Source organism: Cupriavidus sp. R6-3, assembly GCF_059772245.1.
In genome coordinates, this window is record NZ_JCBAJO010000264.1 from 1 (window position 1) to 5,813 (window position 5,813).

A 5,813-nucleotide genomic window follows, 5' to 3' on the forward strand; every position below is an offset into this window, starting at 1 on the left:
CCTGCGTCTTGCCTTGCCCCTTGCCCGGCCGCTCGCCCCACTTCCTGCCTTGCCCCTTGCCCGGCCGCTCGCCCCACTTCCTGCCTTGCCGCCTGCCCCGCCCCCTGTCCTTCCACATCGCTTCCGTGTCTGTGCTGCATCGTGGTCTCCTTGCGTGGCAACGCCGCATGCGAGCGCCGCATCAATGCTGCCGGTATTGCATGCGCAGCTTGTGTTTCTCGATCTTTCCGGACGGCGTGCGCGGCAGGGCGTCGACCACGCGCACATGGCGCGGTACCTTGTAGCCAGCCAGCCGTTGCCGGCAGTGCGCGATGACGTCCTGCGGGTCCAGGCTGGCGCCGGGTTTCAGCACCAGCAGGGCCATGCCGACCTCGCCCCAGCGTTCGTCGGCGACGCCGATCACCGCCGCCTCGGCCACCTGCGGCAGCGCGAACAGCGCCTGCTCGACCTCGGCCGGATAGACGTTCTCGCCCCCGGAAATGAACATGTCCTTGGCGCGATCGACGATGTAGTAGTCGCCGTCGGCGTCGACATAGGCGATGTCGCCCGAATGCAGCCAGCCGTCGCGCAGCGCGGCCGCGGTCGCCTCGGGCAGGTTCCAGTAGCCCGGCGTCACGCCCGGCCCCTTGATCAGCAGCTCGCCGCGCTCGCCGGGCGCGACATCGTTGCCGAGCGGATCGACCACGCGCGTCAGCATCGAGCCGACCGGCTTGCCGATCGTGCCGGGCTTGCGGCGCGCGGTGTCCTCATCGGCGACGAACACGGTCGGGCCGGTCTCGGTCATGCCGAAGCCGAAGCAGATCGTCACGCCCTTGGTCTGGTACGCCTGCAGCAGCGGCAGCGGTACCGGCGAGCCGCCGGCCGCGCAGCTGCGCAGACCCGACAGGTCGGCCCGTTCGAAGTCCGGATGCTGGCTGAGGAACTGGTAGATCGACGGCACCGCGAAGAACATCGTGATGCCGGCGCCGGACCGCGCATCGAGCCGCGCCAGCGTGGCGCCCGCGTCGAACTGGCGCGCGACATGCACGGTGCCGCCGGCGTGCAGCACCGGATTGGCATACAGGTTCAATCCGCCGGTATGGAAGAACGGCAGCACCGCCAGCATCACGTCGTCGCGGGTGATGCGGTTGGCGATCGTCGCGTTGACGGCGTTGAAGAACACCATGCCGTAGGTCTGGATCACGCCCTTGGGCCGGCCCGTGGTGCCGGAGGTGTACAGCAGATGCCAGACCTCGTGCTCGTCGCGGCAGGGCATCTCGACGATGCGCCCGGACGCCGCGGCCAGCACTGCCTCGTACTCGGTCCAGCCGGCCGGCACATCGGCCGCCTCGTCGTCCGCCAGATGCAGCACCGCGCGCAACGCGCGTCCGCGTGCCAGTTCGGCGACCACGTGCAGGAATCCGTCGCCGGCGACCAGCACCTGCGGCGTGCAGTCGTCCAGAATCGGCTTCAACTCGGCCGGCGCCAGCCGCCAGTTCAGGCACACCATCACCATGCCGGCCTTGGCGCAGCCGTACAGCATCTCGAGATAGTCCGAGCTGTTGTGCGCCAGCACGGCGACGCGGCTGCCGGGTGAGAGCGCGAGCGTCTCGCTCAGGTATTCGGCGAAGCGGCTGGCGCGCTCGTCGAACTGGCGGTAGCTGATCTGCCGGCCACTGTCGACGTCGACCAGCGCGATCTTGTCGGGGCGGTGCTGTGCGTGCTTGTGCAGCCAGTCGACTACGTACATGGGCGCCCCGCTCGGCCTGGGATCGGCATGGTGCCGGTGATGGAGTGCATCGCGCGGATGCCGATCGCGCCGGTGTCGATCGTGCCGGTGTCGATCGTGCCGGTGTTCATTACGCCGGTGTTCATTGCGCCGGTGTTCATTGCGCCGGTGTTCATTGCGCCGGTGTTCACTGCGCCGGTGTTCACTGCGCCGGTGTTCATCGCAAGGCTCGCAGGCGCCCGACGATGCCCTGCGGGAAATAATAGACGCTGAGCACGAACAGCAGGCCCAGCCACAGCAGCCAGCGATCCGGATGCAGCAGCGACGACAGCAGCGGCAGCGCCGCGGTGGCCTCGCTGGCGAGCTTCATCACGTCCTGCAGATAGGTCTGCGCCAGCAGGAACAGCACGGTGCCGATCACCGCGCCATACATCGTGCCCATGCCGCCGATCACGACGATCAGCAGGATGTCGACCATGATCTCGAACGACAGCGAGGTATCCGGGCCGTTGTAGCGCAGCCAGATCGCCATCAGCACGCCGGCCAGCGTGGCGAACGCCGCCGACAGCACGGTCGACACGGTGCGGTAGACCACGGTGCGGTAGCCGATCGCCTCGGCGCGGAAGTCGTTCTCGCGGATGGCCTGCAGCACGCGCCCGAACGGCGAGTTGACCACGCGCAGCAGCAGCAGGAACAGCACCGCGGCGCCGGCCAGCACCAGGTAATACGAAAACAGCTTGCCATTGAGCGGCACGCCCAGCCATTCGCGCACCTCGCCGTCGGCGTCCTCCAGCGCGAAGCCGGGCGTCAGCAGCGCCGGCACCTTGAACGACAGCCCGTCCTCGCCGCCGGTCCAGGCCGACAGCTGCGACACCAGCGTGGCAAAGGCGGTCGCCACTGCCAGCGTGATCATCGCGAAGAAGATCGCGCGCACGCGCAGCGAGAACAGGCCGATCACCAGCGCCAGCAGCATCGACACCGCCAGCGCGCCGACGATGCCCGCCAGCAGCGCGCCCCAGCCGGGCTCGAAACGCGTCATTGCGATCGCCACGCCGTAGCCGCCGATGCCGAAGAACATCGTGTGCGCGAACGAGACGATGCCGGTGTAGCCCAGCAGCAGGTCGTAGCTGGCCACCAGCACCACGAAGATGCAGATCTTGGCGGCCATGTTCAGCGCCCGCGCGCCCGGAATCAGGAACGGCGTGCAGACCAGCGCCAGCAGCAGCAGGAGCAGCAGCACCGTCAGCGTGCGGCTGCGCGGGGTATCGCCGGAGAGCAGTCGGATCATGATGCGGTCGGTTTCTCGAAGAGGAGGCAATGACGGCGATGCACGGATGGCCTGGCAACGATGCGATGGGCGGCTCTGGCGGCCGCTTCAGCGCCGGGCCACCGGATACAGGCCCTGCGGCCGCCACAGCAGGATCAGCACCATCAGCAGGATGTTCGAGAACAGCGCCACCTTGGGAAACAGGAAGCCGGTGTAGTTGGCCATCAGCCCGACCAGCAGCGCGCCGACGAAGCAGCCGGCGGTGGAGCCGAGCCCGCCGATGATGATCACGATGAAGATCAGCACATTGACCTGCGCGCCGATCGCCGCGGTGATGTTCTGCTGATAGAGGCCCCACAACACGCCGCCCATGCCGGCCAGCCCCGCGCCGACGGCGAACACGCCGACGAACAGCCGGCGCACGCGATAGCCCAGCGCCTCGACCATCTCGCGGTTCTCGACGCCGGCGCGGATCAGCAGGCCGATGCGCGTGCGGTTCAATACGAGCAGCATCGCGAGGAAGACCACCAGCCCGAGCACCACCGCGATCAGCCGGTATTTCTCGATCGCGGCGTCGCCCAGCAGCACCGCGCCGCGGAAGCTGGCGGGCAGCGTCAACGCGATGGTCTCCGGTCCCCAGATCGCCTTGATCAGCTGCTCGGCGACGATCATGCCGCCCATCGTGATCAGGATCTGCTTCAGGTGCTGGCCGTAGACCGGGCGCACCATCACGCGCTCGAAGGCCAGGCCCAGCACGCCGGCCACCGCCATCGCAGCGACGATCGCCAGCGCGAACACCGCCAGGTTCAGCGCCAGGCTGTCGGCCTCGACCCAGGGCGCCAGCGGCAGCAGCACCGAAGCCGCGATATAGGCGCCCAGCGCGATGAAGGCGCCGTGGCCGAAGTTCAGCACGTCCATCAGGCCGAACACCAGCGTCAGGCCCGACGACACCACGAAGATGATCATGCCCATCGCCAGCCCGGCGATGGTCAGCGTCAGCCAGGTCGAGCCGCTGCCGATCAGCGGCCAGGCCAGCAGCATCAGCAGCGGCGCCAGCGCCAGCGGCAGCCAGTCCAGGCGGGCGGCGGGCAGGCCGGTGGCGGCCGGCGCTGCAGTGGCCGACACCGTGGTCGAGCCGGTGGCCGACGCTGTGGTCGACGACGCGGGATGCGCTGCGGCGGATTCGGACACGGTCCTGCCAGCGGTCATGGTTTCGTTTCCTCGCACGGTGGCGCGCATGGGAGCGTGTAAAGCGGGTTCGGCGTCGTCATGGATCACCGGTCACTGATGGGCCGCCAGCGACAGCCCCAGCAGGCGCTGCTGCAGGCCCACATCGGCGGCGAGCTGGGCCATGGAGCCGGCGTGCACCACGCGGCCGTCGTCCATCACCGCCACCGTGTCGCCCACCGCGCGCGCCATCTGGAAGTTCTGCTCGACCAGCAGCATCGACACCTCGGTCTGCTTCAGCTCGCGGAACACCGCGATCATGTTCTGGATGATGGCCGGCGCCAGCCCCTTGGTCGGTTCGTCGACGATCAACAGCCGGCGCGGTTCGACGATGGCGCGCGCGACCGACAGCATCTGCTTCTGCCCGCCGGACAGCACGCCGGCGCGCTGATGCCAGAACACCTTCAGCGCCGGGAACATGCGCAGCACCCAGTCGAGCCGCCGCGGATCGGCCGGGCCCTGGCGCGCGGCCAGCCGCAGGTTCTCCGCCACGGTCAGGTCGGAGAACACGCCCATGTTCTCGGGCACGTAGCCGATGCCGGCCTGCGCGATCGCCGGCGTATCGAGCGCGGTGATGTCCCTGCCGTCGAATTCGATCCGCCCTGCACTCGCGCGCCACAGGCCCATCACCGTGCGCAGCGTGGTGGTCTTGCCGGCGCCGTTGCGCCCGAGCAGCATCGTCACGCCGCCGCGCGGCACGTCGAGCGTGACGCCGTGCAGGATGTGATACGGGCCGATATGCGTCTGCACGCCGGCGAGGCGCAGCAGCGGCGGCGCCGCGGCGTGCGGTGCGGCGTGCGATGCGCCTTGCGGTGCGGCCTGCGGTGCGGCATTCGGGACGGATGGCGAGGCGGTGCGTTCAGACATCAAGGCCCTCCCCGTCGGCCGGCAGGCCCAGATAGGCCTGCTGCACGATCGGCGAGGCGATCACCTCGGCCGGATCGCCATCGGCCATCAGGCTGCCGTTGTGCAGCACCACGATGCGGTCGGCCAGCGAGCGCACCACGTCCATCTTGTGTTCGACCAGCAGCACGGTGTGCGCGCGGTCCTGCTTGATCTCGCGGATCAGGTCCAGGATCACCGGCACCTCGTCGACGCTCATGCCGGCGGTCGGCTCGTCGAACATGAACACGCGCGGGCGCAGCGCCAGCAGGATCGCGACCTCGAGCTTGCGCTGGTCGCCGTGCGGCAGCGCGGCGACGGTCAGGTCGCGCTTGGCCGCCAGCGCGACCCGCTCCAGGCAGCGCTCGGCCTCGGCATTGATGCCGCGGTGACTGCTCCAGACCGTCAGCAGATCGAGTCCGATGCGGGCCCGCGCCTGCACCGCCAGCCGCACGTTCTCGAGCACCGTCAGATTGGGAAACAGGCTGGTCAGCTGGAAGGCGCGGCCGATGCCGCGGCGCGCCTTGCCCGACGCGCTCAGGCCCGTGATGTCGCGGCCGTACAGCGCGATGCGGCCGCTGGTCGGCGCCAGCTGGCCCGAGATCAGGTTGAAGTAGGTGGTCTTGCCGGCGCCGTTCGGGCCGACGATGCAGGTCAGTTCGCCGGCCCGGAAGGCGCACGACACCGCGTTGACGGCCACATGGCCGCCGAAGCGGATCGTCAGGTCGC

General features: G+C 69.2%; 6 protein-coding genes. All 6 read right to left on the minus strand.

Features of this window, described 5'->3' with window-relative positions; all coding sequences use genetic code 11:
- Positions 1-181 precede the first annotated feature (181 nt).
- The gene (locus tag AC6EI8_RS23455; protein ID WP_149319077.1) at positions 182-1,729 is read right to left on the minus strand and encodes an acyl-CoA synthetase; all 1,548 of its coding nucleotides are present in this window, start codon (positions 1,727-1,729) and stop codon (positions 182-184) included.
- On the minus strand, positions 1,720-1,929 hold the full coding sequence (locus AC6EI8_RS23460) for a hypothetical protein (RefSeq protein ID WP_498383017.1): 210 nt from the start codon (positions 1,927-1,929) through the stop codon (positions 1,720-1,722). Before AC6EI8_RS23460 ends, AC6EI8_RS23455 begins: the two co-directional genes overlap by 10 nt.
- The gene (locus AC6EI8_RS23465) at positions 1,926-2,996 is read right to left on the minus strand and encodes a branched-chain amino acid ABC transporter permease (protein ID WP_150084651.1); all 1,071 of its coding nucleotides are present in this window, start codon (positions 2,994-2,996) and stop codon (positions 1,926-1,928) included. Before AC6EI8_RS23465 ends, AC6EI8_RS23460 begins: the two co-directional genes overlap by 4 nt.
- A gap of 87 nt (positions 2,997-3,083) precedes the next feature.
- Positions 3,084-4,016 (minus strand): branched-chain amino acid ABC transporter permease, encoded by a 933-nt coding sequence (locus AC6EI8_RS23470; protein WP_498383020.1) that lies wholly within the window; start codon positions 4,014-4,016, stop codon positions 3,084-3,086.
- Between the two features lie 240 nt (positions 4,017-4,256).
- Positions 4,257-5,069 (minus strand): ABC transporter ATP-binding protein, encoded by an 813-nt coding sequence (locus AC6EI8_RS23475; RefSeq protein ID WP_498383018.1) that lies wholly within the window; start codon positions 5,067-5,069, stop codon positions 4,257-4,259.
- The coding region (locus tag AC6EI8_RS23480; protein WP_498383019.1) for an ABC transporter ATP-binding protein at positions 5,062-5,813 on the minus strand (752 nt) is incomplete at its 5' end. The genes AC6EI8_RS23480 and AC6EI8_RS23475, both read right to left, overlap by 8 nt.